This is a genomic window from Streptomyces mutabilis, from assembly GCF_046628145.1.
Classification (GTDB): domain Bacteria; phylum Actinomycetota; class Actinomycetes; order Streptomycetales; family Streptomycetaceae; genus Streptomyces; species Streptomyces mutabilis.
Window position 1 is genome coordinate 2,266,587 of sequence record NZ_CP176874.1, and the last position, 24,564, is coordinate 2,291,150.

At 68.3% G+C, this 24,564-nt stretch carries 26 protein-coding genes; 9 read left to right on the forward strand and 17 right to left on the reverse strand.

The genetic code is table 11. The features are described from left to right. Window positions 1-71 precede the first annotated feature (71 nt). Complete coding sequence (locus tag ACLIN4_RS10045) at window positions 72-1,538, reverse strand: regulator (protein ID WP_289903693.1); 1,467 nt, start codon at window positions 1,536-1,538, stop codon at window positions 72-74. A gap of 236 nt (window positions 1,539-1,774) precedes the next feature. Here ACLIN4_RS10045 and lipB point away from each other — a divergent pair, with 236 nt between their 5' ends. From lipB to ACLIN4_RS10065, 4 genes are all read left to right on the forward strand, one after another. Next, window positions 1,775-2,572: a lipoyl(octanoyl) transferase LipB gene (gene lipB, locus ACLIN4_RS10050; protein WP_100049404.1), complete on the forward strand. Its 798-nt coding sequence runs from the start codon at window positions 1,775-1,777 to the stop codon at window positions 2,570-2,572. A gap of 175 nt (window positions 2,573-2,747) precedes the next feature. Further along, window positions 2,748-3,701 carry a lipoyl synthase gene (gene lipA / locus ACLIN4_RS10055; protein ID WP_100049403.1) on the forward strand — a complete coding sequence of 318 codons (954 nt, stop codon included), beginning with the start codon at window positions 2,748-2,750 and terminating at the stop codon, window positions 3,699-3,701. A 268-nt stretch (window positions 3,702-3,969) separates the two neighbouring features. Beyond that, entirely contained in the window at window positions 3,970-4,170 is a 201-nt protein-coding gene (locus ACLIN4_RS10060) for a hypothetical protein (protein WP_043373722.1), read from the forward strand. 91 nt (window positions 4,171-4,261) lie between these two features. After that, entirely contained in the window at window positions 4,262-4,966 is a 705-nt protein-coding gene (locus tag ACLIN4_RS10065; protein ID WP_100049402.1) for a DUF4191 domain-containing protein, read from the forward strand. Window positions 4,967-5,198: 232 nt separating this feature from the next. Here ACLIN4_RS10065 and ACLIN4_RS10070 read toward each other — a convergent pair whose 3' ends face one another. Then, window positions 5,199-5,666, reverse strand: coding sequence for an RDD family protein (locus ACLIN4_RS10070; RefSeq protein WP_100049256.1), 468 nt, complete (start codon window positions 5,664-5,666; stop codon window positions 5,199-5,201). A 252-nt stretch (window positions 5,667-5,918) separates the two neighbouring features. On the opposite strand from ACLIN4_RS10070, the gene glnA reads away from it, so the two are divergent. The 3 genes from glnA to ACLIN4_RS10085 all read left to right on the forward strand — a co-directional run bounded on the left by glnA (window position 5,919) and on the right by ACLIN4_RS10085 (window position 8,813). Next, entirely contained in the window at window positions 5,919-7,328 is a 1,410-nt protein-coding gene (gene glnA, locus ACLIN4_RS10075) for a type I glutamate--ammonia ligase (protein ID WP_043373718.1), read from the forward strand. Between the two features lie 225 nt (window positions 7,329-7,553). Beyond that, complete coding sequence (locus ACLIN4_RS10080) at window positions 7,554-8,483, forward strand: restriction endonuclease (RefSeq protein WP_411575679.1); 930 nt, start codon at window positions 7,554-7,556, stop codon at window positions 8,481-8,483. A 114-nt stretch (window positions 8,484-8,597) separates the two neighbouring features. Next, entirely contained in the window at window positions 8,598-8,813 is a 216-nt protein-coding gene (locus ACLIN4_RS10085) for a hypothetical protein (RefSeq protein ID WP_411575680.1), read from the forward strand. 40 nt (window positions 8,814-8,853) lie between these two features. On the opposite strand, the gene ACLIN4_RS10090 is transcribed toward ACLIN4_RS10085, so the two are convergent. From ACLIN4_RS10090 to ACLIN4_RS10110, 5 genes are all read right to left on the reverse strand, one after another. Further along, window positions 8,854-10,092 (reverse strand): tyrosine-type recombinase/integrase, encoded by a 1,239-nt coding sequence (locus tag ACLIN4_RS10090; RefSeq protein ID WP_411575681.1) that lies wholly within the window; start codon window positions 10,090-10,092, stop codon window positions 8,854-8,856. Window positions 10,093-10,168: 76 nt separating this feature from the next. Next, window positions 10,169-10,417, reverse strand: a complete 249-nt coding sequence (locus tag ACLIN4_RS10095) for a helix-turn-helix domain-containing protein (protein WP_411575682.1) — start codon at window positions 10,415-10,417, stop codon at window positions 10,169-10,171. An 87-nt stretch (window positions 10,418-10,504) separates the two neighbouring features. After that, window positions 10,505-11,917: a DNA primase family protein gene (locus tag ACLIN4_RS10100; protein WP_411575683.1), complete on the reverse strand. Its 1,413-nt coding sequence runs from the start codon at window positions 11,915-11,917 to the stop codon at window positions 10,505-10,507. After that, on the reverse strand, window positions 11,914-12,792 hold the full coding sequence (locus ACLIN4_RS10105) for a bifunctional DNA primase/polymerase (protein ID WP_411575684.1): 879 nt from the start codon (window positions 12,790-12,792) through the stop codon (window positions 11,914-11,916). Before ACLIN4_RS10105 ends, ACLIN4_RS10100 begins: the two co-directional genes overlap by 4 nt. 186 nt (window positions 12,793-12,978) lie before the next feature. Beyond that, window positions 12,979-13,524, reverse strand: a complete 546-nt coding sequence (locus ACLIN4_RS10110; RefSeq protein WP_411575685.1) for a hypothetical protein — start codon at window positions 13,522-13,524, stop codon at window positions 12,979-12,981. A 112-nt stretch (window positions 13,525-13,636) separates the two neighbouring features. Between ACLIN4_RS10110 and ACLIN4_RS10115 the strand changes: the two genes are divergently transcribed. Continuing rightward, a complete protein-coding gene (locus tag ACLIN4_RS10115; protein ID WP_411575686.1) occupies window positions 13,637-13,789 on the forward strand; it encodes a hypothetical protein in 153 nt (50 codons plus the stop codon). A 3-nt stretch (window positions 13,790-13,792) separates the two neighbouring features. On the opposite strand, the gene ACLIN4_RS10120 is transcribed toward ACLIN4_RS10115, so the two are convergent. The 8 genes from ACLIN4_RS10120 to ACLIN4_RS10155 form a co-directional block, all read right to left on the reverse strand. Further along, the gene (locus tag ACLIN4_RS10120) at window positions 13,793-14,248 is read right to left on the reverse strand and encodes a hypothetical protein (protein WP_411575687.1); all 456 of its coding nucleotides are present in this window, start codon (window positions 14,246-14,248) and stop codon (window positions 13,793-13,795) included. Between the two features lie 11 nt (window positions 14,249-14,259). Further along, window positions 14,260-14,454, reverse strand: coding sequence for a hypothetical protein (locus tag ACLIN4_RS10125; protein WP_411575688.1), 195 nt, complete (start codon window positions 14,452-14,454; stop codon window positions 14,260-14,262). After that, on the reverse strand, window positions 14,451-14,726 hold the full coding sequence (locus tag ACLIN4_RS10130) for a hypothetical protein (protein ID WP_411575689.1): 276 nt from the start codon (window positions 14,724-14,726) through the stop codon (window positions 14,451-14,453). Before ACLIN4_RS10130 ends, ACLIN4_RS10125 begins: the two co-directional genes overlap by 4 nt. Window positions 14,727-14,868: 142 nt before the next feature. Continuing rightward, complete coding sequence (locus tag ACLIN4_RS10135; protein ID WP_411575690.1) at window positions 14,869-17,070, reverse strand: cell division protein FtsK; 2,202 nt, start codon at window positions 17,068-17,070, stop codon at window positions 14,869-14,871. A gap of 126 nt (window positions 17,071-17,196) precedes the next feature. Next, complete coding sequence (locus ACLIN4_RS10140; protein WP_411575691.1) at window positions 17,197-17,523, reverse strand: hypothetical protein; 327 nt, start codon at window positions 17,521-17,523, stop codon at window positions 17,197-17,199. After that, complete coding sequence (locus ACLIN4_RS10145; protein WP_411575692.1) at window positions 17,520-18,170, reverse strand: GGDEF domain-containing protein; 651 nt, start codon at window positions 18,168-18,170, stop codon at window positions 17,520-17,522. The genes ACLIN4_RS10140 and ACLIN4_RS10145 overlap by 4 nt, the downstream gene beginning before the upstream one ends. Continuing rightward, window positions 18,167-19,192 carry a DUF2637 domain-containing protein gene (locus ACLIN4_RS10150; protein WP_411575693.1) on the reverse strand — a complete coding sequence of 342 codons (1,026 nt, stop codon included), beginning with the start codon at window positions 19,190-19,192 and terminating at the stop codon, window positions 18,167-18,169. Before ACLIN4_RS10150 ends, ACLIN4_RS10145 begins: the two co-directional genes overlap by 4 nt. Further along, window positions 19,189-19,476 carry a hypothetical protein gene (locus tag ACLIN4_RS10155; RefSeq protein WP_411575694.1) on the reverse strand — a complete coding sequence of 96 codons (288 nt, stop codon included), beginning with the start codon at window positions 19,474-19,476 and terminating at the stop codon, window positions 19,189-19,191. Before ACLIN4_RS10155 ends, ACLIN4_RS10150 begins: the two co-directional genes overlap by 4 nt. An 887-nt stretch (window positions 19,477-20,363) precedes the next feature. On the opposite strand from ACLIN4_RS10155, the gene ACLIN4_RS10160 reads away from it, so the two are divergent. After that, window positions 20,364-21,371, forward strand: coding sequence for an XRE family transcriptional regulator (locus ACLIN4_RS10160; protein ID WP_411576748.1), 1,008 nt, complete (start codon window positions 20,364-20,366; stop codon window positions 21,369-21,371). On the opposite strand, the gene ACLIN4_RS10165 is transcribed toward ACLIN4_RS10160, so the two are convergent. Then, window positions 21,355-22,143, reverse strand: coding sequence for an NUDIX domain-containing protein (locus ACLIN4_RS10165; protein WP_411575695.1), 789 nt, complete (start codon window positions 22,141-22,143; stop codon window positions 21,355-21,357). The two genes, ACLIN4_RS10160 and ACLIN4_RS10165, sit on opposite strands and share 17 nt — an antisense overlap. A gap of 52 nt (window positions 22,144-22,195) precedes the next feature. Continuing rightward, complete coding sequence (locus tag ACLIN4_RS10170) at window positions 22,196-24,304, reverse strand: KAP family P-loop NTPase fold protein (RefSeq protein WP_411575696.1); 2,109 nt, start codon at window positions 24,302-24,304, stop codon at window positions 22,196-22,198. Window positions 24,305-24,564 lie beyond the last annotated feature (260 nt).

Here is a 24,564-nt window from a genome sequence, read left to right on the forward strand (position 1 = left end):
ACCCGGCTGCCGACGCGCATGGTCAGGGCCCCCGCCCGGCTGCCGACCCGTGCGGCCGGGGCGCGGCCCGGCTACCCGAGTGCCGCGACCTTGTCGCGGTACCCCCGTACCGGTGCCGCGTCCTTGTACGGCTCCAGCCGCCGTTCGAAGTCGCGGACGTACTCCGTCGCCCGTGCCGACCTCATCTCGGCCGCCTGCCCGGCCGCCTCGGCGGCCAGCTGGCAGGCCTGGTCGAGTTCGCCGAGGCCGAGGCGGGCGGTGGCGAGGACCACCCGGCAGAAGAGCCGGCTGCGCGCGTACACGGGGGCGCGCAGCAGCAGCGAGCGCTCCGCGTACTGGGCAGCGGCGCGGAACTGCTGGAGGTCGCGGTGGCAGTGCCCGAACTCGTCGGCGAGCTGCGCCTCGTCGAAGAAGCGCGCCCAGTGCGGCACCTCGTCGCCGGGCCGGGCGGCCTCCAGGGCGCGCTCGGCCCGGACCAGCGAGGCGGTGCACGCCCGCACCTCGCCGAGGATGCCGTGCGCCCGCGCCTCCGCGGCGTGCAGCAGCGTCTGCACGACCGGCGGCGCGGAGGTCCCCACGCCCTGCTGCGCCACCCGCGCGAGCTGCACGGCCTCCCGCCCGTGCCCCAGGTAGACGGCCTGGCGGCTCATGGTGACCAGCACGTACGAGCCGTACGCCCGATCCCCCGCCGCCTGCGCGAGCCGCAGCGCCTGGACGAAGTAGCGCTGGGCGAGACCGTGCGCGGCGATGTCGTACGACGTCCAGCCCGCGAGCCGGGTCAGGTCGGCGGCGGCGGCGAACAGGCGGCGGCCGGTCTGCTCGCCGTAGGTGCCGCGCAGCATCGGCTCCAGCTCGTGCTCCAGATAGCGCACCAGGGCCTGCCGCGCGTGCCCGCCGCCGTACCGGTCGTCCAGGCTGCGGAACAGCTCGCCGACCGAGCGCAGTGCGGCGAGGTCGCCGCCGGTGACCTTCTGGCCGGGGCCGCGCTCGGCGGCCGGGGCCCGGCGGCGGGACGGGTCGAGCGGCACCGGCACCCTGGCGGTGGTGGGCCGGCCCTGGGCCGGGATGCGGACGGGCACCTCGGCGCGGGCCACCTTCTCGTCGGCCCGCCCGATCAGCCAGTCCCGGCTGGGCACGACCAGGCCGGCCGGGGTGAAGGCGATCTTGCGCAGTTCGGCGTGGCTGCCGGAGTCCTTGCGCCACAGCCCGCCGACGATGTCGACGGCCTCCTCCGGGGTGGCCGCGAACTCCAGCCCCGCGTAGACGGGCGCGCAGGCGTCCAGGCCGAGGTCCTGTGCGCTGAGGCGGCGGCCGAGGCGCCGGGTGAAGACCTCGGCGATCAGCGCCGGTGTGGTGCCGCGGGGCTGCTGGCCGCGCAGCCACCGGGTGACGGACGTCTTGTCGTATCTCAGGTCCAGGCCGTGTTCGAGTCCGAGCTGGTCGACGCGACGCGCGAGACCCGCGTTCGAGAACCCCGCTTCGGCGATGAGCGCGGCGAGCTGGCGGTTGGGGGTGCGCTGCGCGGGTCGTTCCGTCATGGTGCGGTGCGGTCTCCTGCCTTCCGGGCCGTTCGATGTGCCCGGAGCGCCTGTGAGCAGCCCTTATGGCCTCGTGAACGGCGCGAATGTAGCGGAGAGTAAGCACCCGATCGCACACTTCGACCGGCATTCATCCGATCGTGTGAGGGTTGCCCGCCCGGCTGACGACGAGCGGGCGGTCGTACAGTGGCGTGGGCACGCTTCGTGCCTTACGACCTTCCAGGGAGGCACTTGCCGTGAGTGAGCTGCGGTTCGTCCGAATGGGATTCGGTGCCGATCGCGTCGACTACCAGGAGGCGTGGGACGAGCAGCGCCGGGTGCACGCCGCGCGGTTCGCCGACGAGGTCCCCGACACCGTGCTGCTCCTCGAACACCCGCCGGTCTACACCGCCGGCCGGCGTACCGAGGACAGCGAGCGTCCGCTGGACGGCACGCCGGTGATCGACGTGGACCGCGGCGGCAAGATCACCTGGCACGGGCCGGGCCAGCTGGTGGGCTACCCGATCCAGAAGCTCCCGCGCCCGGTGGACGTGGTGGCGCACGTACGGCGGCTGGAGGAGGCCCTGATCCGCACGTGCGCGGAGTTCGGTCTGGAGACCAGCCGGGTGGAGGGCCGCAGCGGAGTGTGGGTCCTGGGCGACCCGGTGGAGCGGCGCCCGGCGCTCGGCGGCCTCTCGCTGGACTTCGACCCGCGCCTGACGGACGAGGAGTTCGACCCCCGCCTGAACGGCCCCGACTACGCGCCCTCCAACGCCGGCCAGCGCCGCGAGGACCGCAAGATCGCCGCGATCGGCATCCGGGTCGCCAAGGGCGTCACCATGCACGGCTTCGCCCTCAACGTGAACCCGGACAACAAGTGGTTCGACCGGATCATCCCGTGCGGCATCCGCGACGCGGGCGTCGCCTCCCTGGCGAACGAACTCGGCCGCGACGTGACCATCGAGGAGGTCCTGCCGGTGGCGGAACGCCACCTGCGGGACGTCCTGGAGAACGCGGAACTCAAGCCGCGGGTGATCGAGAAGACGCCCGCGTGACTTTGCCGCCGGCGGCATGAACCCAGCCCGTCCGGCGTTTGAGGACGAGGCCGTTCAGGCCGGAAACGGGGGCCTGGGGACGGCAGCCCCCGGCAAGGCCGGCACCACCGCCGACCAACAAATCAACGGGCGTACCCTGAAGAACGCCGAAGAATCAATCGCTAGGGAGCCGGTCGTGTCCGCAGTCGCACCCGACGGACGCAAGATGCTGCGCCTGGAGGTCCGCAACAGCCAGACCCCCATCGAGCGCAAGCCCGAGTGGATCAAGACCCGGGCGAAAATGGGCCCCGAGTACACCAAGATGCAGAACCTCGTGAAGAGCGAGGGCCTGCACACGGTCTGCCAGGAAGCCGGCTGTCCCAACATCTACGAGTGCTGGGAGGACCGCGAGGCGACCTTCCTCATCGGCGGCGACCAGTGCACCCGGCGCTGTGACTTCTGCCAGATCGACACCGGCAAGCCCGAGGCCCTCGACCGCGACGAGCCCCGCCGCGTCGGCGAGTCCGTGGTCACCATGGACCTGAACTACGCCACCATCACCGGCGTCGCCCGCGACGACCTCCCGGACGGCGGCGCGTGGCTGTACGCCGAGACGGTGCGCCAGATCCACCTGCAGACGGCGGACCGCGAGGCCGGCCGCACCAAGGTGGAGCTCCTCGCCCCGGACTTCAACGCGGTGCCGGAACTCCTCCAGGAGGTCTTCGAGTCCCGCCCCGAGGTCTTCGCGCACAACGTCGAGACGGTCCCCCGCATCTTCAAGCGCATCCGCCCCGGCTTCCGCTACGAGCGCTCCCTGAAGGTGATCACCGAGGCCCGTGACTTCGGCCTGGTCACCAAGTCCAACCTGATCCTCGGCATGGGTGAGACCCGCGAGGAGATCAGCGAGGCGCTGAAGGAACTGCACGAGGCGGGCTGCGAACTGATCACCATCACGCAGTACCTGCGCCCGTCCGTGCGCCACCACCCGGTGGAGCGCTGGGTCAAGCCGCAGGAGTTCGTGGAGCTGAAGGAGGAGGCCGAGCAGATCGGCTTCTCCGGCGTGATGTCGGGCCCGCTGGTGCGGTCCTCGTACCGCGCCGGACGGCTGTACGGGATGGCCATGGAGCAGCGCCGCGCCGCCACCGTCTGAGCCTCCGCCCGAGGCACCGTCCCGGCGACCGTGTGAATTCACGCACAAGTCGCTACTCGCCAGTAGTGGCCGGTATTCCGCGGCCCCGACCGTCCTCGCAGATGAGGGCACCGGTCGGGGCCGCGGTGTCGTTGCGGCCCTGGGCATCGCGGCTTCATGTCCGTTTGACCGGCGGGTCACGCCCTGGTAACACCAATCAGTGACCCTGGAATCACGCCACGTACACCCGTCTCCGTACCCGGAGCCGTACCGAGGGGGGACCTCCACGATGCAGGCCGCGCCCGTTCGCGCCACCGCCATCCCGTCGTTCACCACCGCCCTGCGGGCCGTCGAGTCGCTGCTGATGAGCGGCGGCCAGCGCACCGCCCGGCGCAACGCGTGGACCTCCGTGCTGGAGGACCGCCGCCGTGCCAAGGACCGGATCGAGACGGAGCGCGTGCTGCGGCAGTCCGTCGCCGGCCGCCCCTGAGACGCGCCCCGGCCCCACCGCCGCTCCCCTCCGCCGGCCCCGGCGGGCACTGCCGTCGTCCGCGCTGTCGGGGACACGTAGACTTCGTGCCATGGCGAGGAAGGAACCTGCAGCGGACGCTGCGAACCCCGGGCGACTGAAGCAGATCGCTCTGACCTACAAGATGACCCGCAAGGCCGACAAGAAGATCGGTCTTGTACTCGCGGGTGTCGGCATCGTCGTCTTCGGTGTCTTCCTCGCGATCGGTTTCCTGGTCGGTCACCCCATCTATCTCGGCATCCTGGGCGTACTGCTCGCCTTCCTCGCGACGGCGATCGTCTTCGGGCGCCGGGCCGAGCGGGCGGCCTTCGGCCAGATGGAGGGCCAGCCGGGCGCGGCCGCGGCCGTACTGGACAACATCGGCCGGGGCTGGACGACGACGCCCGCGGTGGCGATGAACCGCAACCAGGACGTCGTGCACCGCGCGGTCGGCAAGGCCGGCATCGTGCTGGTCGCGGAGGGCAACCCGAACCGGGTGAAGTCCCTGCTCGCCGCCGAGAAGAAGAAGATGAACCGCATCGTCGCCGACGTGCCCGTGCACGACCTGGTCGTGGGCACCGGCGAGGGCCAGGTGGAGCTGAAGAAGCTGCGCACCACCATGCTCAAGCTCCCCCGCGTCCTGTCCGGCCCGCAGGTCACCGTGACCAACGACCGGCTGCGCGCCCTCGGCGACCTGATGAGCAACATGCCGCTGCCCAAGGGTCCGATGCCGAAGGGCATGCGCATGCCCAAGGGCGGCAACCCCAGGCAGCGCTGACCCGCAGGACTTCGATACGCCGGTACGGCGATGGGGCGCCCGGAATGATCCGGGCGCCCCATCGCCGTACGTGCGGGCGATCGCCGTGAGCGCGGACGACCGCCGTGGACTCGCGCGGTTGCGCAGTCGCGTACCGCCGCCGCTGTCGCGTGCCGCCCCCGGGCCGCGTACCGCCGTCACTGTCGCGTGCCGCCCCCGAGCCCCGTACCGCGCTCCCCGTCAGATCCGCGCGTCAGATCCGCACTTCCACGGTGCGCGCCAGCCGGTCGTGCAGGCCGCGTCCGTCGCGGTCCCAGATCAGGGCCGGGAGGGCGACGCACAGCAGGACCGAGCGCAGCAGGGCGCGCAGCGGGTTCGGGCGGCCCGTGGCCAGGTCCACCACGCGCAGGCCGAAGAGGCGCTTGCCCGGGGTGAAGCCGATCGTGCCGACGGTCAGCACGCTCAGCACGAAGAAGATCAGCAGGGCCCAGTTGCTGGTCGCCTGGCCATAGCCGTCCGTGATCAGGCCGTATGCGATCAGCAGACACAGGGCCCAGTCGACGGCCAGGGCGCCGATCCGCCGGCCCGGGCGGGCGATCGAGCCCGGTCCGTCCTCGGGGAGGCCGAGCTGCTCGCCCCGGTACCCGAGGTCCGCGCCGGACTCTTCGATGGCCGCGCGCGGCCCGGAAAGCCACGATCCGATTGCTCGCCTGTTGTCCACCCGTCCACGGTACTGGGCCCGTGAACGGCCGGCGGCGGGGGGTACGCGAAAGGGGGCGAGAGGGGCGCACGGCCGGGTGTGACGGGTCCGGATGAGGCCTACGCTGGAATGGAGCCGGTTAACTTCTGCGAAACAAACGGGTCACGCCCGAGAAATCACCCGTCCCTAGGGTCGAGGAAGCGTGTGCCACCCGCACTGGCCGCACGAACGATCTACCACCCCGGCGGGACGGTCGGGAGTAGGAGGAGCTGGATGTTCCAGAACGCCGACGACGCCAAGAAGTTCATCGCGGACGAGGACGTCAAGTTCGTCGATGTCCGGTTCTGCGACCTGCCGGGCGTCATGCAGCACTTCACGTTGCCCGCCGAGGCGTTCGACCCGGACGACGAGCAGGCCTTCGACGGGTCCTCGATCCGCGGCTTCCAGGCCATCCACGAGTCCGACATGTCCCTGCGCCCCGACCTGTCCACCGCGCGTGTGGACCCGTTCCGCCGGGACAAGACGCTCAACATCAACTTCTTCATCCACGACCCGATCACGGGCGAGCAGTACTCCCGTGACCCGCGCAACGTGGCGAAGAAGGCCGAGGCTTACCTCGCCTCCACCGGCATCGCCGACACGGCGTTCTTCGGTCCGGAGGCGGAGTTCTACGTCTTCGACTCCGTGCGCTTCGCCACCAGCGCGAACGAGTCGTTCTACCACATCGACTCCGAGGCCGGCGCCTGGAACACCGGCGCCCTGGAGGACAACCGCGGCTACAAGGTCCGCTACAAGGGCGGCTACTTCCCGGTCCCGCCGGTCGACCACTTCGCCGACCTGCGCGCCGAGATCTCCCTGGAGCTGGAGCGCTCCGGCCTCAAGGTCGAGCGCCAGCACCACGAGGTGGGCACCGCCGGCCAGGCCGAGATCAACTACAAGTTCAACACGCTGCTCGCCGCCGCCGACGACCTCCAGCTCTTCAAGTACATCGTGAAGAACGTGGCGTGGAAGAACGGCAAGACCGCGACCTTCATGCCGAAGCCGATCTTCGGTGACAACGGCTCGGGCATGCACGTCCACCAGTCGCTGTGGTCGGGCGGCGAGCCGCTCTTCTACGACGAGCAGGGCTACGCCGGCCTGTCCGACACCGCCCGCTACTACATCGGCGGCATCCTCAAGCACGCCCCGTCGCTGCTGGCCTTCACCAACCCGACGGTGAACTCCTACCACCGCCTGGTGCCGGGCTTCGAGGCGCCGGTGAACCTGGTGTACTCGCAGCGCAACCGCTCGGCCGCGATGCGTATCCCGATCACGGGCTCGAACCCGAAGGCCAAGCGCGTCGAGTTCCGCGCGCCGGACGCCTCCGGCAACCCGTACCTGGCCTTCTCGGCCCTGCTGCTGGCGGGCCTGGACGGCATCAAGAACAAGATCGAGCCGGCCGAGCCGATCGACAAGGACCTCTACGAGCTGGCTCCCGAGGAGCACGCCAACGTGGCGCAGGTCCCGACCTCCCTGGGCGCGGTCCTGGACCGCCTGGAGGCCGACCACGAGTTCCTCCTCCAGGGCGACGTGTTCACGCCGGACCTGATCGAGACGTGGATCGACTTCAAGCGCGCGAACGAGATCGCGCCGCTGCAGCTGCGTCCGCACCCGCACGAGTTCGAGATGTACTTCGACGTGTGATATCGCCCCAGGTCAGAGCGGGCAACCGCTCCCCTGGGCCGCCTCTGGGCCGTCGGCCGGCTCTCCTTCCTCGGAGAGCCGGCCGACGGCTTTTTGCTTCCCCACCCAATTAGTGACGGCATTTAGTGCGACCCCGGGTCGGTCTAATTGAGAAGCAGGTTGGTGGTTGAGCGGCTTCGTAGGCTAGACTTTTTGGCACCAGAACAGACCTAAACGAGGGGTGGGATGGACGCCGAGGCCGCACCAGAGCTGACCGAGTGGGACGTTGCCGTTGGGGAGGTCCTGAAGCGTGTCGATCTGCACGACCGGTACGGCGGACGGCGTCAGGGCGGCATCGGCCCATCTCGCGTCTCACCCAATGTGCTTCTCTTCACCGACCCAGCCAAGGGGCACAAGCACGGCTACTTCGACGGCTGGGGCGAGGACGGCTTCTACCACTACGCGGGTGAGGGCCAGGTCGGTGATCAGAAGATGACCCAGGGCAACCTGGCGATTCTGAACCACAAGAAGGAAGGTCGCGCTCTGCGGCTCTTCAAGGGTGTCGCCTCTGGCACGTGCGAGTACCTGGGTCAGTTCACGCTGCCGGACGAGCGCCCCTGGTATCGCACGGACGCGCCGGAAACTAACGGCGGCCCTATCCGCAGCGTGATCATGTTCCGACTCGAACCTGTCGCAGCGGCTGCGCCAGTGGGTTCACAGCTCCCCCACACGCCTAGCGACGTGCCCGTAGTAGAACCCATAGCGGTCGAGGCGCAGCACACCGAGCGGATGCTTGTAGACCCGTCACGAGAGCCCTACGAGGCTGAACGCAATGAGGCGAAGTTGGTGCGTGCCTACGCCGATCACTTGCGGCTCCAGGGGCACACGGTAGGCCGTCACCGAATCGCTCCTGCCGGCGTTGCAAAGCAACTTCTGACAGATCTCTACGACGCGACAGCTAACCGGCTGTACGAGGCCAAGGGCTCGGTGTCCCGCGAGGCGGTCCGTATGGCGATCGGCCAGCTCCTCGACTACGCGCGCTTCCTACCGCAGCCGGAATTGGCCCTGCTAGTGCCGTCGCAGCCAGAGCCAGACCTGCTCGATCTGTGCGCTCAGCTACAGATCGTCGTCGTATGGCCGGGAGGAGACGGATACACGTCCACCGACGCGGCTTGACCGCACACCACCGAAGAGTGGTGCCAAGAGATGGAGCAGGCCACCCGCCCGCCTACCAAACGATGCGGGTGGCCCTTGCTCACAGCCCCACGTAGAGACAGGAGCAAGTCAAGTATGTCCGATGAGCAGTCGGAGGGGCACGTAGCCCTGCTCGCGCACAGCGGCATGTATGCCGCCGCGCTCGGAGCCGGAGTGACCCTCGTACTGTCGGGCCAGTCGACGATCACTGAGGCTTCAGTGTTCGTATCGCCGTTCCTGATGTACATGCAGAAGGTCGCCCCGGTGCCCGCCGCAAGGACGGGCCGACGGAGGCAGGCAGACCGGCAGTAACCCTCTTATGAGGGGTCGTCCAGCGTCATCGGGCGACCCCTCAATCAGCGTCTTCCCCAGCACGGAATACCCGATCGATTGCGTCCCGGGCCCGCTGCTGACTGTTTGGCAGCAAGTGCGTGTAGGTGCGCAGGGTGAAGCCTGGATCGGAGTGACCCAGGTACTCGGCAAGCGCCTTGATGTTTTCCCCTGCATCCAGCAGCACAGAGGCGTAGTAGTGCCGCAAGGCGTGCATGCCATGCTCCCGCGACTGCCTGAACCGCTCCCCCGGTGAGCGCTCCGGAATGACGCCGGCGGATACAAGGGCCGGCTTCCACAGAAACATGTTGAAGTAGTTCCGATTCACCGCCTTGCGCTCGCGCGAGTAGAAGAGCAGCTTCGCAGTGACCGGCGGCCCGTCCGGCGTCTTCCACGGCAGCGTGACGTCGAGAGGCGGTCGGCGTGTGATGTGCGAGGCAAGTGCGTACGAGACCACATCGGGTAAGGGCACGTCCCGCAGCTTGTTCCCCTTCGGCGGGGCAAAGACCATGTTCGGACCGATGAGCTTGACCTGACGAACCACGTGTACGACCCCGCCGGCGAAGTCCACCTCATCAACTGCAAGCCCGAAGATTTCCCCTTGCCGTAGACCGCACCCTGCGCCGACGTCGACTGTAGTGGCGTACTGCTCCGGCAGGCCATTCCGCACAGCCAGCACCCGGTCACGTGTCCACGGCTTGACCTTACGGGGGTCCAGTCTCGGAGCCTTCACGGAGCCAGCTCGGCAGGGGTTTCGCGCGATGATGCCGTCATCCACAGCGGCACCGAACACGGCCGAGACGTTCGCGAACACGGTGCGTTGGTATGAGGCTGCCATCCCAGAATCCTTGAGTGCCCGTGCCCACACGCGGATATGGCCGGGCTGGAACGTGTTCATGGCTCGCGCACCAATGTAGGGGAAGGCGTGCAGTCGGAACCGTAGCTCCATGTTCACGATGGTTGAAGGGTCCGTCGTCTGGGAGGCCAGCCATTGGACGGCGAAGTCCTTGAAGGTCACCCTGCCAGAGGAGGGATCGACATACAGGCCTCGCGTCATGTCTGCTTCGACCCCGGAGAGCCACTTCTCTGCGATGCGCTTCTGACCGTCCCGAAAACTCTTCGACTTCTCGGTTCCGTCCGGGCCCACGTAGCGCGCGCGGTACCGGAGCCCTGTCCCGTGGCGATCAGTCTTCACTTTGAGCGACTTGCCGTCGGAATCGGTGACGGTCTTGAACCACCGGTCTTGAATGTGGCCTGCCATCGGGCGGCGTTCCTTTCTTGACGCACAGCAGGGAGAGCCGAAGAACGACTCTCCCTGCTGTCTGGTACGTGTTGAGTTAGGAGGCGTCTCGGTCGGCGCTCTTACGCTGTACTACATAGGCGCGCACGTCGGCGGGGTCATAGCGGACGTGCTTCCCGACGCGGAAACCCGGCGGGCCTATGCGCTGCCTACGCCACTGGTAGACAGTCTCTTTGGGCACGTCGAAGATCTCGGCGATGTCGTCGGGACTGAGGTACCGGTCTGGGAGACCACCCCGGAGGATGGCTCGGGGATCGGTTTCCTCAACGAGGTGGGACGGCGTCACTGCGTCCTCCACAGGTTGCGTGACATTGCGCTGAGTCGTGACTCATCGCGACTCAGCGCGTCTCGGTGGGGGTTGAGTCGCGATGAGTCACGACTCAGGCTGATGTGGTTGGGACTGCTTCAGCGTGATCCCGTTGTAGGTGGCGACCTGCCGGCCGTAGGCGTCCCGGGGGCGGGTCCGGCTGAGCTGGGGGACGACGGAGAGCAGGTTGCGGCCGAACATCTGCTTGGTGCCGACGGCCTTCACGCCGTTGTCCTCGGCCCACTCGCGCCAGACGGCCCAGAGGGTGTCCACGGGGACGCTGCACGTCGGTCCGGTGGCGCAGCGCTCGCGGATGAACGCGGATGTAGGCGAGGCGGTGTCCTGCATGGTGGTGACCGCTTCGCGGCTGGATGATGGTTCCGTGATCCGTCCGCTGGTTTCTAGGCGGGCGAGGCCGTCGAGGGCCCAGTTGATGATGCCGGGCATCTCTGCGGCGAGCCGGTCGGTGAGGGTGGGGTCTTCCTTGCCCAGCCACGACACGGTCATGTTGAGGACGATGAAGCGGCGGGCGATGACTCCGGAGGAGTCGCCGAAGTAGGGCAGCTCGTTGGAGAGGATCATCAGCCGGGTGGGCAGTTTACCCGTCCAGGGCTGCCGGTACTTGCGGTCGATGTCGATCGTGTCCTCACCGGAGATGGTGAGCAGCCGTTCCACGACCTGGCTGTTGTCGTTGCCGGACAGCCGGGCGTCCGAGATGACGGCGAGGGGCTTGCCGACCAGGGTGGACAGTCCGAAGTTGGTGCCGAGCCCGGCGAGGGTGGGGCCGGCCAGGTTCTCTTTGCCGACCAGCATCTTCAGCACGCGGGCGATGGTGCCCTTGCCGGAGCGGGAGGGGCCGACCATGAGCAGGATCTTCTGCTGGTCGGTGCGGCCGGACAGGACGTAACCGAACCACTCCTGAAGGGCGGCGATGGCCTCGGGGTTGTCCGGCCAGACCTGCGCCAGGAACCGTTCCCAGGTGGGCGCGGTGGCGTCCGGGTCGTAGGGGAACGGCACGGAGACGAGGTTGAAGAACCCGGGCCCGTGCGGCAGCAGCTCCCGGTCCCGGATACGGAGCAGCCCGTTCGTACACGCCACGATCGGGCTCGCGTCCGGCTCGCCGTTGTCCGTGCCGTCGATCCAGGCGGGGGCGTCCACCTCGGTGGGCAACAGCACGACGGCCCCGAGCGCGTCGAGCAGGTTGCTGATTTTCTGCTTGGTCGGTGCCCAGTCGTGGAGTTCCGGCGCCCCTTGCTTGTCCGTGCCGCTGATGAAGACGGCGTGTTCGAGGCGCTTGTAGAGGGTGGCGCGTAGCTGCTGTTCGTCCAGCTCTCGCCAGGCGGTGCCGGTCCAGCGCATCCAGGAGCCGCGCCAGCGGCGGCACAGCAGGCGTCCGTCGGTGTCCTGCCAGCCGGGCAGGACACGGCGGGCGACGGCCATCGGGTGGGAGGGCGGGGGGAGTTCTTCCGCGGGGCTCATGCGGCGTGCTCCTTGCCGGTGGTGAAGCCGTTGGCGACGGCGCGTTGTGCGTAGGGCTCGGGGACGCCGACCGCGACGGCCGCGGCCACGATCTGCGCGCCGATGACGTCCAAGCCGCACGGCCCGGGGCAGCGCTGGTGCTGGGCTGCCAGAAACCGGGCCACCCCGAACGCCTGCGAGCCGGCGCCGGTCTCGGTCCGGGCAGTGATCAGGGCCAGGCCGCGTTCCAGACCGGTGCGGACGTAGCGGTCGGTGTGGCGGCATCCGGTGGCCACGCTCCGGTCCCAGGTGGCGCCCCGAGGAATGGAAGAGGCCACCTCCCCCGGGGCGGGGGTGGTCTCTTCCTTCACCGCCAGGGCGCGGACGGCGTCCGGCAAGGCGGTCATCGTGCCGGTGCCAGGCCCGAGCCAGCGGGCGTAGGACATGGCCGACTTGATGTCGACACCGGTCCGGACCGCGTTGTGCGACGGCATGGCGCCGCCGTAGATCCAGTGCTGGCCGCGTGTCGTGGGCACGGTCCTGGTGGCGGGCAGCGAGGTGCGGGCCCATGCGATGGCTTCCGTGTTGTCGAGGTCGACCACGGTCAGCCCGGCGCCGCCGGGGTGGTAGCCGACGCACACGGCCTGCCGCCACGCGGCAGCCCACGGGGGCGAGACGATGACGGCGGGCTCGGTGGTGGCGGCGGCCCACGCGTGGCAGACGCCAGGGCAGCGGCACGGGCCCGCGGCTTTCATGTTCGGTCGGCCGCCGCACGCGTTGCCCGCGCAGGTGCGGCAGTTGCCGAACGGCACCTTCCCACGGCGCAGGGGCAGCACCGGGACGCCGGACGCGGCGAGGCTCAGCGCGGTGTGCAGGGGGTAGGGCGTCTCGCTCATGCCCCCACCCCCCGCATGGACGTGGTGCGGGGGGTTCTGGCGGGCAGTGGCGGCCAGTGGCCGCGTACTCGCCGAAGGGCGGGCTGATGGGTCATGCTGGGGGTCTCCTTGTTCTCGTTGGAGGGACCTGGAGAACCGGGGCGGGGTGCAGGCTTGTGGTGAGACGACACCCCGCCCCGGGCGCATCTAGTGCTCCGGGTGCAGGTAGCAGGGGCCCTCACCGAGGTCGTCGCAGACGCAGCCGGCGTGCAGGGCGTACTGCTGGCGGACGTAGCCGCGCGGGTCCTTATCCGCCCGTTCCACGACGTGGCCGGCGAGATGGTCGCGGTCAGTGCCGAGCAGGAGCACAGCTGCCGCTTCAGCCGCCTTCGTGGCGTCGCCGAAGGGCGGGGTCAGTTCGTCCATGAGCGCGATGCGGTCGAGCAGAGCGGCCTTGCGCAGGTAGTAGTCCCGTTCCAGCGCGGTGAAGCACTCCGCAATGGCGAGGGTGTTCGTCACCCACCGCATCTCGCTGAGGATGCTCGGAACCAGGGCGTACGCCGCCTCCGGGGCCGGGAAGGGGTCGGGGCGGTAGTCGGCGGTCACGTAGAGGCGGGTGCGCTGGCCGTCGCGGGTGGGGTACCGGCGTGCCGGGCCGGTGGCGAAGGTGGCGGACAGGGCGGCGGTGACGCGGTCGGCGTCGGCCGGGTCGGTGATGACGCGGATCTCGAACATGTGGGTCCTTTCCCTCATGGGGTAGCTGGGTGGAATGACGGAGCGTCAGCGGACAGGCGATGAGGCAACGCCTTCGTGGCAGCGACGCCGGGGGACGCGGAGGCTGGCGTTGCTGGCTTACGCGCTTGCCGTGGCCGGGCTTGCGGCCGTGTTCTGGCACTGGGTGCGGGGCAAGTCGTGGGACGACTCGCTGTCGTTCGCGCTGACCGTGACGCTGACTTCGATCGGCGGCCAGTTGATAGCCCGGCTCATCCTGCGGAAGGCCGGTCGCGGTGACGGCTGAGCGTCAGCCGTGGAAGTGGTTGCGCTTGAACGTGGCCTTGCGGATGTTGACCGTGGTCCCGCCCCGGTGACCGCGTGCGCTGCACACCTGCACGGCGACCCATCCGCCGAAGAGAACAGCGGCGAGGATGACGAGCTGAGTGACCAGGGCGGTCAGGGCGGTGATGAACGCGGTCAGCAGGAACAGCCCGCCGCACACCGCAAGGAAGCCGACACCTCCCAGGGCGACGTTCACAGCCGCGCGGGAAACGGCCGGCTTCGCGACCACTGGCTCGGGCCGGGCGGGGGTGACGGCGTAGCCGGTGACGACGCGGCCGTCCGGAAGGACGACGCTCGCCACCGACGGGACGCCCTGCTGCACCGGCGCGAGCGACGCCGTGGGTGCGGGGGCGAGGGGCACGGGGCGGTGGACTGCCACGCTCGCCGTGTCGGCGGGCGGGCGGCGGAGGGGTTCGTTCATGGCGGCTCTCCTTAGTTGCCGAGTCCGGCGATGGCGTCGGCGGACGCCTGCACAAGGTTGTGGATGGGCTCATACGCGCCGGTTCCGGCGGCGAAGAACCCGAACAGGAACAGCACCAGGGCGGCGCCGCCCCCGGCGGACTTTGTGCGCACGGCGAGCGCGGAGGCGGCGCCGAAGAGCAGCACGGCGGAGATGTTGAGGATCATCGGATGCCTTTCGGGCGGGGGGTGTCAGTGCCGGCGCGGTAGATGAGGGCCCAGCGGTTGTAGAGCCAGCGGCCGATGCGGATGCGTTTGCCGGTGGCCTTGCAGCGGCGGCAGTCCTTGCCGCGCTTGGGCTTGCCCTTGCGGTCGGTGGTGAGTTCGTGGCCCATGCCGTGGCACTTGCGGCAGTCGCCGAACGGCGAGGCGGCACACAGCCCGCCGTAACCGAGCGTGATGGCGAGCAGGCAGGCGATAGCAAGGAGGATGGGCGTCATGAAGGGGCCCTCCAGGGCGGTTTCCAGGGGTTTCCGCAGGTGGGCCGCTATCCGCTAGCGACCTGATCAAACAAGGTTTGGGGCGCTAGCAGGGCCGCTAACGTTAGCGTCGCGTGCCGCTAGCGCTAGCGGCCCCGGACCCTCAGCCCGCGTCCCGCCTTACGTCACGCTCCGCAATCGCTGTGGTGATGTGGGAGCGGTCGATACCGCGCCGGTTGACGACCTTGCCCTTGACCCGGCGGCCCACCTGGATGGTGGAGACGCCGTACGGCTTCAGGGCCGCGGACAGTCCTTCGGGGTCCCAGCCGGCGTAGACGTCCTCGCGCAGCTCGGCGAGCCGGGCGGCGACGGTTTCCGACCACACCTTGGTCTCGGATGCCGGGATGACGGCGAGGATGTCGGCGAGCAGGTCGTAGGCGGGGCCCGTGACCGTCTCGGGTGCCTCCCCGAGCGCGTGGCCGGACAGCAGTCCGGCCGTCTCGCGGGCCTTGCGGGCCCGGGCGGCGATGGTCTCGGCGCCGGGGGCGTCGACGTAGACGGAGGCGACGATACGGGCGTCGGAGCCCTCGCCGACGAAGTAGTGAATGCCCTTGTCACCCCAGGCGAACATGGTCGCCCGCACACCCCGCTTGTAGGCGGACGTGCCGAGCACCATGTCGTTCTCGGTCTGGCCCATGACCTTCAGGCACCAGCGGGCGGACGCGTTCGCGGAAATGCCCGTGGGCAGCGACTTGGCGTCCGGTCGCTGCGTCGCCAGCAGCATCACGATGCCGGTCGCCGGGCCACGCTTGACCAGGTCGGTGGCGATCTCCTCGAACTCCTTGCCGTGCTCGGGGTGTTCGAACAGCACCTGGCACTCATCCACCCCGACCACGATCGGATGCAGACCGAGCGAGCGCTTGTCCGCCAGAGCGGACGTGACCTTGGACTCGGGGCAGATGTCCCGGGGCAGGGAGCGGATCACCTTGGTACGGCGGCGCAGTTCCTCGCGCAGCGCCCGCCAGTCCGCGAGCGCGTAGGAGATGGCCTCGTCGTCGCCGGCGGCGTGCCGGTGGGAGACGGCGTTGCCGACCGGATCGAGGTCGCCGGTGCCCTTCATGTCGTAGGTGTGCAGCTCAGCGCGCGGGTCGAGCGCTGCGATGAGCAGCAGCAGCCGCAGCAAGAACGTCTTGCCCATGCGGGGGATGGCGCCGATCACCCCGGCGATGTACATCAGGGTGACGTCGATCCAGCGTCCGCGCTGGTCGGTGCCGTAGGCGACGGGCTTGAACAGGTCCACCGCCCCCGCCTTGGCCAGCGGCCACTGCGGCTTCTTCGCCTTCGTCAGGTCCTGGTCGCCGACCCACAGCACCAGGCGGCCGGTGTGTTCGTCGGCCACCGCCTCGGGCCACACGCACCCGAGCGGGCGGCGCAGGCCGGAGGCGAGGCGTTCGCGGCGCTCGATGATGTCGGTCACGGTGACCCCGAAGGGGAGGTTGCCCTCCGCCCTCCAGCCCGGACCGTCGCGGGTGATCGGGGCGGTGAACTCGAACCCGTCCCGCCCCTTGGCCTGCGCCTGATTGATCGCAGGGATACCGAGCGCTCCGAGGGCGCGGAGCACGATGTCACTGGTGAGCTTGGCGGCCTTGGGCAGTTCCACGGCGCGGTGGATGACGGGGGCGTCCGCCTTGCGGCCGGCCGACCCGAGCGCCATCACCAGCGCGCTCACCGACACGGCCTGAAGCCACGTCGGGGCGAGCACGTAGATGGCCAGCGCGGTGGCCAGACCGGTGAACATGGCCAGCACCGCGACGAGGGTGCGCAGTCGGACCCGGCCGTCGCGCTGCCGCGACAGCTTCAGGTACTCCGCGGCGTCCTCGCGGCGGACGGCCGCCAGGCGGATGGGTTCGCCCTCGCGGTCGGCCACCCACCGCAGGGTGCCGCCGACGAACTTCGCTGCCCCCGTCGGTGCCTGGAGGGTGAGGCGGGCGGCGTAGACCGGGGCGCGCAGCGCGTGGTACCCGGCGGCGTGGGCGTAGTGGCGGGCCACCCACCCGGCGGCCGTCTTGAGTTCGGCGGTCGACCGCAGCCACACCGGGACGACCGCCCGGCGCCGCGCTCCGGCCAGCCGACCGAGGTAGCCGGGGCCGGTCGCGGTCGGCGCCGACCGGTCGACCATCACGGGCGCCGACGGGTCGCCCGACCCGGCACCCGACCGTCCGGCGTCGGAGTCGGGCGACCGGTCGGCCGACTCGGCACGGGCCGACCGTGCCTTGTCGAGGTCGACCACCTCGCCGCCGGAGTCGGCGGCCATCTCGGCTTCCAGCCGGTTGAAGAGTTCGTTGTCGTCGTCGGGGTGCTTCACTGAAGGTTCCTTCCGGAATGACGGGAGGGTGGGCCCGGCCGACGCTGTAGGAGGTGGGCGGCCGGGCTCGTGACAAAAGGGTCAGCCCAGACGGGCCGGAGGAGGGCACGCGAAGTGCGTACCTTCTCAGAGGTCGAACAGGCTCGGCGCGTCGTCTACCGGCGCGGTGGTTCGGGCGCGGCGGGCGGCGGCGGTGTGGCACTCCGGGCACCAGGCCCGCAGGTCCCCCGGCGGCAAGGTGACCGCCTTCACAGGCGGGGTGAGCGGGTCGGCCGGGGCAGCCATCAGTCGGACGCGGTGGCCGTGCTTGCTGGTGTAGCCGTCGTGCTCGCGCGGGCACCGCCCGTCGGTCTTGGCATGGGGGTTGCCGCACTGGCCGCTGCACTGGCAGCGGTGCCCGGCCGCTTCCATCACCGGTCGCCAGGTGCCGACGGCCGCAAGAGGCTCGCTCATGCCGCCACCCCCACAACCGAGGCGCCCTCACGGGCACCGGTACGGCCGGCGCGGCGTCCGGCGAGGGTGGCGACCAGCCGACCCAGCCCGGCCCGGCGCAGTCCGGCGCGTGCCTGCTTGGCCGTGTACATCGCCTCATCCGCCCGCCGCAGGAGGGCGGACAGGTCGTCGGCGGGAAAGTCCGCGGCGCGGACCCAGCCGAGCGAGACGGTGGTGTGCACGGCTGGGTCCTGGCCCTCAGCAGGGCGGGCGAGCACGCCGTGCAGGACGGCAAGCAGGTCGCCGGCGGTGCCGTGGTCGTCGAGGAGGACGGCGGCGAACTCATCGCCCCCGAGCCGCCCCGCGACCCCGGTGCGGCCGACGTGCTGGGCGAGCCGGTCAGCGGTCGCCTTCAGCAGGGCGTCTCCGGCGGCGTGCCCGTAGGTGTCGTTGATGTGCTTGAACTTGTCGACGTCGGCGAGGACGACGACCGCGCGCGGGTCCTTCAGCAGGGCCGTGGCACGACGGGTGAAGCCCTCGCGGGTCCGTAAGCCGGTGAGCGGGTCCCGGCGGGCGGTGCTCAAGACGCCGTGCAGCCAGCGCACGTGCACCGCCCACCCGGCAGCCAGGGGCAGCGCGGACAGCAGGACCGTGGCCAGCGTGTTCATGCCGCCGCCTCCTCACCGGTGTCGTCGGAATCGGCGGTGTCGGTGTCAGTCTCAGGGCTGTCGACGGGGCGCAGGGCGCGGCCGTCGGCCCGCTCGGCGAGCAGCACGTCACGCACCTGCCGGGCCGGACCCGCACCGCACCGCAGCTCCTTGCGCAGCGCCTCGGCGTTGATCCCGGAGTCCGGCCAGTCGGCCGTGACCGTGCGCGCCTCGGTCAACAGGTCCGCCACCGAGCGCGGCGCCGCCTTGCCCCGGCTCTTCCCGGCACGCTTCCGCGGCGCCTTCGGAGCCGGAGGGGTGGCCTCTTCTGCGGCCGAATCCGGAGCGGCATCGGAGGCGGGGGTGGTGTCGGGCACCGAGTCGGCCGGGTTCAGCTCACCCAGCTTCAGCAGGACGCGTTCGCGGCGCGGGGTGCGGCGGCGCCAGGCGCGGCCGTAGCGCTCGCGCAGGTCTGCGCGGGCCAGCAACCGATCCCGCTCACGAACGAGCGCATCGGTGTAGGAGGTGACCTCCCACAGCGTCATCCGCCGCCACAGCGCGAACGTGGAGGCCGGGGCGAGCAGCCAGCGCGAGAACCGCACCTTCTCCATCCGGCGGCCGGTCGCGGCGCCGATCCGGACGGCGTAGATGTGCGCGCCGATCTCGGAAAACACCACCCACAGCAGCGGCATCGTGCCGTGCGCCACCTTCGCCCACAGCGAGTGGCCGGTGGCGACGTTCAGCCCGCATGTGATCAGTGTGAGCATCCAGGGCACGAACCGTACCCACGCCAGCGCCATGTCCATCCGGATCAGGAGCAGGTTGGCCAGCGTGAACACCGGAATGGCCACGTCGATACCGACGGGCAGCATCCACGGCTCGCCGAACCCCCAGCGGGCGGCAGCGGCCGACACAGCGTCGAAGGAGGAGATGAGGCCGAGCGCGCCGACTCCGGCCGCCGCGGCGGCGCCGATCCCGGCCAGGCCCATTTCGGGGCGCGTCAGCGGCGGCACGGCCGGACGCTCGATGGTCTGCTCCGTCATGCTGCCACCCCCTTGCGGGGCGTACGGCGGCGGGCGGGGCGGGACAGGGAGACGATGTCGAACAGCTCGGGGTGCGTCTCGACGATTCGGGCCGCGATGCGGGTCAGGTCGTCGGGCATTTCGGGGTGGTCGGCGAGGATGTCGCGGGCGGCGTCCAGCCGGACCGCACGCTCCTCTTCGGTCTCGCCCTCGACACCCAGCCACAGCTCAACCGGGGTGCCCAGGGCGAGTTCGAGAAAGTCGTCAACGGAGACGGCCTGATGACCGCCGACATAGCTACGCACAGGGTGCTCCTGATGTTGGAGGGACCGGGCGACCGGGAGCAGGCACAGGCGTGTGGTGAGACGACGCCTGCTCCAGGAGGAACCCGAGCCGCAGAGCGGCAACGGGGAAACGCCCCGGGCCACTGGCCATCGGGGCGGTGGAGCGCTAGCGGGCGGACGGCGACACGGCCGCCGCCTCCGGCTCCCCGCGCCCCCGTCCGTACGTCCGCACGCAGCGCGCGGACGGACGGGCGGGAGAGGCAGCCGGCCGCAGCGTCAAGCGCTGCGATGCCGAAGTGGACCGGGTGATGTTCAGGCGCCGCCGGCCGGCCCATCATGGCGAACGCCCAAGGTCTTCGTCGGTTCATCTGAGGCTCTTCAGAGGCGAGGTCAACAGGGGGTGAAGCACTGCAAGGGGGACCGCGTCCCCACTCTCCGGCCGTTGCTCGCGGTCACCGGGCCACCTCGCCAGTCGGGCCGAAGCCCTGTCCCCTGGCCTTGTCGGGCGGTCTTGCAGCGTGTCCACCCTGTGCACCGTGAGCCAACCCGAGCTCGACATCTGGTGCGCACCAGTAGACTGCATCTGGTGCGCACCAGTGTCAAGGTGGTTCACCGACTTGAGTGGCGGTTGACCCGTCGTGGTGCACCTCTAGGGGACCTCTGCAGATAGGGCCTCCGGTAGCCAACAGGGCTTAACATCCGTCCTGTTAAGAGCTGTTGACCTGCGGCGATGTGGGCCATGCTGGCAAGGTGCTGCGAGCGGAACCAACGTCGGGAGGTAGCCCGTGAGTACGGGACTTCGCACCGCGCGGACGGCGCGCGGATGGTCGCAGGAACGACTGGTTCGCGAAATCGAGCAGTACGCCCGCCGTAACCTCACGGACGTTGCTTCGACCGCGAGCCTGCGGGTGTACGTCTCCGAGTGGGAGAACGGCAAGCGCACGATCTCAGACCGGTACGCGCGAGTCCTGCGACAGCTCCTCGGCGTTACGGACGGGGAGCTGCGGCACATGGACCCAGTACCGGCGGTGTCGACTGCGGACGGTTACGACGACCTGCTGAGCCGGATTGATACGGCAAGCAGTGTCAGTGAGTCCATGGTGAAGGCTTTTAATGACCAGACCGAGCTACTACGCACCATGGACCGGCAGAGGGGTGCCGCGGCCCTGGTCGACCAGGTGACCGGCCATCTCTCCGCTCTCGAAGATGCGCTCAACTTCGCTGTGCTCCCCGCAGCGCGCCGCCCAGTGGCACTCGCGCTCGCGGGCGCGTCAACTCTCGCGGCATGGCAGGCAATCGACGCGGGAGCAATTGAGCGAGCGTGGCGACACTACGAACTCGCCAAGCGGGCGGCACGCGACGCTGAAGAGCCGATGTACCTAGCCCACGCGATGGGTGAACAGGCATACGTGCTTTGCGAGGCGGGGCGGCCAGCGCTGGCCGTCGACCTCGTGCGCGACGCACAGCGCACGGTCGGTCCCTCCAGCTCCGCACGGCTGCGAGCGTGGCTATACGCCGCGGAAGCCGAGATGTGCGCCCACGCCGGAATGCCGAACGACTGCCGGCGTGCACTGGAAGCAGCCATGGCGGCTATCCCGCCGGGCCCCGAGGATCGCGACCCGGACATGCTGAGCATCTTCCTGAACGGTGCCCATCTCGCGCGATGGCAAGGAAACGTGCTCGCGCTCCTCGGTGAGGAATCGGCTGTCACCAGCCTTTATGGTGCGCTTGAGGTCATGGACCCGACGTTCGTGCGCGCCCGCGCAGGTCTCCACGCAGACCTAGCGCAAGCTCACCTCACGCGAGCCGAGTACGACGACGCCAGCACGCACCTGCGGCAGGCTCGCCTATTGGCAAGCCGTACCGGCTCGGTCCGGCAGCGCCGTCGCGTCGACCTGCTTACTGAGCGGTTGTGAGTCCCTGAGTACGCCTTGCCGCCAAGATGTGCAGCAGAGCAACGAGGGTGCCAGAGCCCAGCAGCTCACCGCGTGCCATGAGTCCGGGAACGTCCGCCAGCGGCACCCACTCGATGTGGCCGGCTTCCTCCAGGTCTGTTGGCTCTCCAACCTTCTCAGCACCGTGCCCCACGAAGATGGCATGTGGCGAGTCGACCATGCCGACCATAGGCTGAAAGGTCACAACGTGTTCCAGCGACTTGGGTCGCCACCCCGTTTCTTCGACGGTCTCCCGTAGCGCCGTGTCCGCCGGGTCCTCCCCCTGGTCGACGATGCCGCCGGGGAGCTCCCAGCCGAATTGCTTCGGAACAAAGCGGTACCGCCACATCATCAGAACGCGGTCCTGATCATCCAGGACGGCGGTGATCGCTACGTGGTGAAGCCTCACGACGTGGTGTTCGAACCGCTTCGCCCCAGGAGGCTCCACGTCCCAGAGCTGGAGTCTGACCCATCGGTTGTCGTACACGTCGCGCTCGCCGTGGATACGCCACGGTTCCACACCCTCCGGACGTTGAACACTCACCGCCCCTGGCACCCGATAGGAACTCCGTCCCCGGACCTCCAACTGCCCCTCTGAGACGAGACGGGCGAGCACTTGCCGTAGAGCAGTTCGCCCGATGCCGAGTTCCTCCACGAGCGTGCGCTCTGAGGGCAGCTTGTCGCCGGGGGCATACTCGCCTGCCGCGAGTCGCGCGCGAAGCGTCTCGTAGACCTTAGTTGTCTTCGGTCCCACCGTAGAGCCATCTCCGTTCAGACACATCTTCATTCAAGGTGAGCTTGCCGGTCTACCTATCAGCGGAGCTTTGCCCTTCTCGTCGCGCCCTCAGGAAAGCCAATGCCAACGAGCGGCGATTATCCATAGTGTCGGCATAAAAGTGGCGGCGGATTGGCGAGTCGCTCGCATCAATTTCTCGCTCCAATGAACTGTAGAAGAAATCTAGCCCAATCACCTCCTCAAGCAAGTTGAAGTCCAATTCAGACAGGAATTCAACATTTCCACTGATAACCACGGAAACATTTCGGGCAGCGAAATCTAGCGGAATCCAGTTACCGTCCGTCAGAGTCGACCTCAGCCTGGGATCGACAGTCTCTTTCCCTGCTGTAACTCGCCAATGGTAGACATGCCTAAAGTCATGGGTAGAAATCGAGTCCAGTTCGCGCCCTAGTAGGGCTACCACCCTTTCTTCCAAGACACGTGACGTGCTGGCGAGCAAGCTAGGGAAGTTGCTCGAACCTCTCTCCCGCAGACGCTGCACTATATTTGATGCCAGTATGGCTCCGTGCGAGTACATATTCATTGCACGGATAACCTCTTCCACCCTGACTGTCGCCAACTCATAAGCAGCATCTTCAGCTGCTGATTCCAGGTTAAGCAAAGGACTTCCATCTACCGCGAATATAGCGTGTTCCCTAGTTGCGTATACCTCAGCGAACACTGGGAGCAGCTCGGCGCAGGCGTTTCCATTACCCGGCAGAACACGACGCAGCTTGCGACAGACACGTGCTGTGCGTACACGCAGCGCTGAGCGAATGAAACCAATTGACTGCTCATCGGGCCCTTCATTCAGGGCAACCACCTGTTCCCGCAATGTCCTGTCAGGCACATCGTCGCCAGGCACCCCAAAATTGAAGTAGCGATCGAAATAGTCACGGTGTCCTACACCGCGCCGTTTAGACATGTCAGGACGTCCGCCACCGAAGCCGTCACTGGGGGTTAGTCTCGGAAACAGGGACCTTAGTAGTTCATACACGCCCTGAATATCGGCCGCATTGACGTGCGCATCCGATAGCATCTCGCGCCAGCGCTGTTCCTTTTCCTCGGGCTTCTCTCCTCGCCTGGATGAGGAGAGCGATGACTCCCCCAATAGCTCACCTCGCCAAGGACCCACAAGTGCCTTGTAGACATCCGGCTCAAAAGTCCTGATAAAAGTAATAAGGGTGAAGTCAGTGAAGTTCACTTCCTCATGGAGAGTCTCGTAAAGTGCATCTACTTGAGCAAAGTACCGGTTGATCGCTCGCGGAGTCGTAAGGATATTTTGTAGATGATGCCTAAAGTGGCGCCCGAAGAGTTCGTTGTCCTCGGCATTGGACTCGACTCCGTGCCGCGTCATGACGTCCACCATTGCATCACTTACTAGGGCGGCCTGCTGGTCGGGCCTCATAGCAGGCACGTCGAATCGCACCTGGATGATCTTTTCCATGTAGTCGCGCGCGCGCCCTCTGTTGCCAGAAGCAATATTCGTCTGCTGGATCAGATCGAGCAGCGTCTTCTCATCATAGGAGAGCAGGTAGTAGATATTCGGAAGGCGCCCCACTAGCCTCACTAGCTTGAACACCATGAGTAGTTCTTCCGGCGTCAATCGATCAAGATCGTCCATCACAAAGAGGATGGGCTTTTCTAGCTCACTGAGCTTCGATTCTGCCTTCTCCTTAAGTGCATTAGCGCTAACATCACCAGCTACCCATTGACCAAATGCTTCAAGTGCTGAACTGGCGTCAACCCCTGCCAGTCCATTCACCTTCCCTGCCGGCGAGATAGCCGTGAAGAAGTTGCCGATACGCTCCCGTGTACGATTCCATTTTGCGTCGGAAGGAAGCGCTTCCCTCAAGGCGACGAAGAACCCAAGCTGAAGTGAATCAACGTCGCTGTAAAGCCAAGGGTTGAGGTCTACCACTGTCCACGGTGTTATTTCGTGCTCTTTCAGCCCTTCTACGATCATTGCCAAGGTTGTTGACTTGCCGGCACCCCAAGGCGCGATGAGACCTGCCACACTGCTCGTACTCTGGCGCCTGACTTCTGACAGCGCGCGCACGGTCCGCTCTGCGAACTGTCGACGCTCCAAGGCGTCAATACTTGGATCGGGGTCGTCACGAAAGAAGGTGCGCTGACTCATAGGATCGAGCGTAACGGCGGGCCCAAGTAGTCGTCTGGATAGCTGGAAGGTTCCCTTCTGGCGTCACTGCTGGCGAGTCCCCAACGGGGCCGTCTCTGGGCCGTCCGAGGACGGCCACCAACGACCACAGACGACATGCAACAGCGACGTTTGAGCTGGTCAGTGGAACTTCGCTTCCTGTCCCTCGACGTAGCGGGGCCGGGTCGTCACTTCTTCGACGTGTGATCGACGCCCGGTCCGTCCGGCGCCCCCGTCCCCTG